Below are 3,842 nucleotides of genomic sequence, written 5' to 3'. Positions count from 1 at the left end.
CTATGGGCCAAGGCTGTGTATCTGGATACCGGGCGAACAAATCCAACGATGATGGCTTATCATCTTGACGGTATCTCTTGGAATTTCGATACGAGCAAATCGCTCGACGCTCAGTGGGTTTCGGCAGCGTTTCCTGCTCGAATGCAGGCGGGTACAAGCGTGGATGTGAGCATAACGGTTAAAAACAGCGGTACGACTGCATGGACTTTTGAGAGCAATGACCGCTTAGCTGCTTTAAATTCGCCGGCCAATCAATTTGTATGGACGAATTTGAATGGTGGTTATTCTGCTGCTCCTGACAATCAGCGTGTATTTTTGAGCGCAGGCCAGCCAATAGCTCCCGGCGAGACACATACCTTCGCGTTTACGATTGTTGCGCCTGATGTACCAGGGGTATATACATTCAATACTCAAATGGTTAGGGACGGCGTAGCTTGGTACGGCGGGAACCTCCTTCGGTCCATTGAAGTTGTTACTGATGAAGTGACGGATTTACCGCAGACGGAGACGCTGCTAAGCGATACCTATGTGTACCCTGATTTATTTAATTCTTTGCTTCCAAATGCAGATTACTACATTGCTAATAAAGCTTTCTTCTTCGATCTAAGTCCGGATGAGCTTAGTCTGCCGAATGATGATCGCAGCCAGCCTTTAGGCACAGACTTCCGGACATTGGTCTCTTTGCTGCAGAAGCAAAATGAGCTCGCTGGCGAACAAATCATCACAATTGGCGGGTTCGTACCATGGTGGATTAAGTATACTCAGCATGCTGATTCGCAGGCGCGCTTGAYGCCGGTTGCGGCGGAGTGGAAGTACGCGGATGAGATTTCAAAGTATAATGCTMAGAAGGATGCGGATGCTTACGGATTGATCGGCCTGTCAAATGCCTCGGCGTACCAGCATGTGGAGCTGGACACATTAGTGCAAAAAAATGACAAAGGAAATAACGGCAAGGAGTATGACCCGGATACGAAATATATCGCATTCTATATGGGAGACTATGACGCCGGCGCATGGACGGCAGGAGCGCTCCCTGTACTATGGAATGATCCGAAGCGCGGACAGCTTCCACTTGCTTGGGCGCCGGTTCCAGGCTTGGCAGAGCGTGTGCCGCAGGTGTTCAACTATTTATATGAAACAATGACGCCGAACGATTATTTTGTAGCTGGTGACAATGGTGCAGGCTATTTGAATCCAATGATGCTGCAGGAGGAAAATCGTCCAGACGGATTGCCAGATTTTCTTCATGTATGGGAGGCATACAACCAAGAGTATTATGACCGTCATGACCTCGATATTACCGGCTTTTTGATCAGCGGTAACAGCGGCTACGTCAATCAAGAGATACAGGAGCTTTACAGCCGCTTCTCGCCTGCGGGCGTAGGCAATAATGCAGGCTTTGAGGAGCCAATCGTTAACGGAACGCCATTCTTTCAGGTGATCGATGTTCCGATGGCCCCGATTTCTACGGATTCGGCGGCATTGGCACAGGTATTAACTGATCGACTAAGCAAAAATCAGCAATTCACTTTTTATCGTACGATTTTATATACTCCAACCACAATAGTTGATGCAGTTAATCTAGCTAAGGCAAATAATCCGGAAGCTAAATTTGAAATTGTGGATCCGTATACCTTCTATCGCTTCTATAAAGAAGCACGCGCATGGGAAGCGCCGTCGAATACGTACGAGGCCCAAGAAGTGATTGCGCCTATCGAAGTGGATGGCGTGGCTTCAGCAGGTGAGTGGGATGGTGCGATGTCCATTGAAATCAGCGAGAATTCGCAGGATGTGCTTGAATATGGCATGGCATGGGGAAGTACAAGCGATCTACAAGCTAATTATAAGATGAAATGGGATAGCGAGAATCTGTATGTACTAGAGGAGCGCACAGATGCTCAGTTCCAGTTCACTGAATCTGGACCGCAGCTATATTTGACGGATGCTTCCATGCTCTTTCTCGACCTAAACGGAAGAAAGTTTGGTTCCAGATATGAAGCTGGTGATTATGCGTTGTTATTTACAGCGAGTAGTCCAGATGGCGATCCGAAAGTATTCGTTCGTGAAGGCCGTGATCAAGGAGCAATCGAGCATGAATTAACGTCAAGTTCGATCATTTCCACTATATCGGATCAATCGTATGTACTGGAGCTGGCAATACCTTGGAGTGCCCTCCAACAAGTGCCTTTTACAGCGGAAGCGGGTCAGTTCATTGGCATGTCTGTTCTGGCTACCCATGGTCCGACAGATTGGGGCCAGATCATGTGGTCAGGCGCCGGAGATGATCAATCCAAATGGGCCACAATGAAGTTTGTCGGTGCTCAAGCTCTGAGCGCGCCAACGGGTGTAACGGCGGTTGATGTCTCCAAGACAACGATTGAATTGGCATGGGATGCAGCGCCGGTGAGTGATGGTATCGCGTTTTACGATATTTATGTGGACGGCGTCTTCGCAGCAAGCGTAGAGGCTCCATTAACAGCCTATACCCTTACAGGCCTAATGAAAAATACGACGTACAGCATAGCCCTTGTAGCGCGGCGAGCAAGCGGTGCAGCCTCAGAAGCAAGCGAGCCTCTTCAAGTGACAACAAAAAGAAATTCGGGACATGATCCGGGTCACGGAAACGGAAATGGGAACGGAAATGGACATGGTAATGGCAATGGACAGGGGAMCGGTAATGGCCACGGAAACGGAAACGGCAACGGCAATAGCAATAGATAAAAGCATCAGATTATGAATGATTAATATTAGATTCAGAGAAGGAGCGAGGAGCCATGCGAACAAAAATGCGTTGGGGAATTCTAGGCTGTGCTCAAATTGCGCTTAATGCGGTAATTCCGGCGATCCAGGCGGTCAAGGAAGCAGAGGTTGTCGCAATCGCAAGCAGACAGATTGAAAAGGCGCAAACCATTGCCGAGCAATTTGGAATTGCAAAAGCATATGGAAGCTACGAGGAAGTGCTGGCTGACCCTGACGTAGATGCCGTATACATTCCGCTCCCAAACCATTTGCATTGTGAATGGACGGTGAAGGCTGCTGAGGCAGGCAAGCATGTACTGTGCGAAAAGCCTTTTGCGATGAACGCAACTGAAGCGAGTGTGATGGTCGATGCATGCCAAGCCAATGGCGTAAGGCTGGCCGAAGCCTTTATGTACCGCTATCACCCACGGTATGACATGATCCGTTCGTTAATATCCGATGGCGAGATTGGTGAGGTGAAGGGGATTCAAATCTCCTTCACCTTCCAAATCGACGATGTTGGCGCTGAAGGCAATATTCGAATGGATAGCACATTGGGTGGAGGAGCTATTTTTGATGTCGGATGCTACACAGTAAGTGGTGCAAGGCTTATACTTGGCACAGAGCCGGAGGCTGTATCAGCGATGGCCATCTACCTGCCGGAGGATCGAGGTGTCGATATGATGGTATCCGGTCTGCTAGAGTTTCCGGGACAAATTGGACTTTCTTTTCAATGCGGCATGACAGCTGAATTCCGCAACACTATGCAAATTGCAGGCACGAAGGGCAGAATAGATATACCAGAGGCATTCGTACCAGCTGTGGATGGTCAAGATTTCTTCATCATACGTAAAGGCGAGCGCGAGCAGGTGTATGTTCCGGCTGTTAATGCATACGAGCTGCAAATGGCAGCTGTCTCAACGAGCTTTCTTGGGGGTACGCCATTAACGTTTACCAATGAAGATGCGATGAATAACATGGCCGTCCTCGATGCGCTTCGTATGGCTGCCAAAGAGCAGATTCGAGTCGTACTGTAGCTTGCGTTAAAGGAGTTCCGCTTCATCTGTTTTTCGATATGGAGAGGAGATTGCACATGCTTGAAC

General features: G+C 48.7%; 2 protein-coding genes. Both read left to right on the top strand.

The features are described 5' to 3' along the window. On the top strand, window positions 1–2,721 hold a 2,721-nt coding region (locus tag AC1DWN_RS29945), incomplete at its 5' end, for a sugar-binding protein (RefSeq protein WP_477562513.1). 53 nt (window positions 2,722–2,774) lie between these two features. Further along, a complete protein-coding gene (locus AC1DWN_RS29940; RefSeq protein ID WP_477562512.1) occupies window positions 2,775–3,776 on the top strand; it encodes a Gfo/Idh/MocA family protein in 1,002 nt (333 codons plus the stop codon). Window positions 3,777–3,842 lie beyond the last annotated feature (66 nt).

The organism is Paenibacillus sp. P4_A7, assembly GCF_056402455.1.
This window is presented reverse-complemented; position numbering and strand designations above follow the sequence as displayed.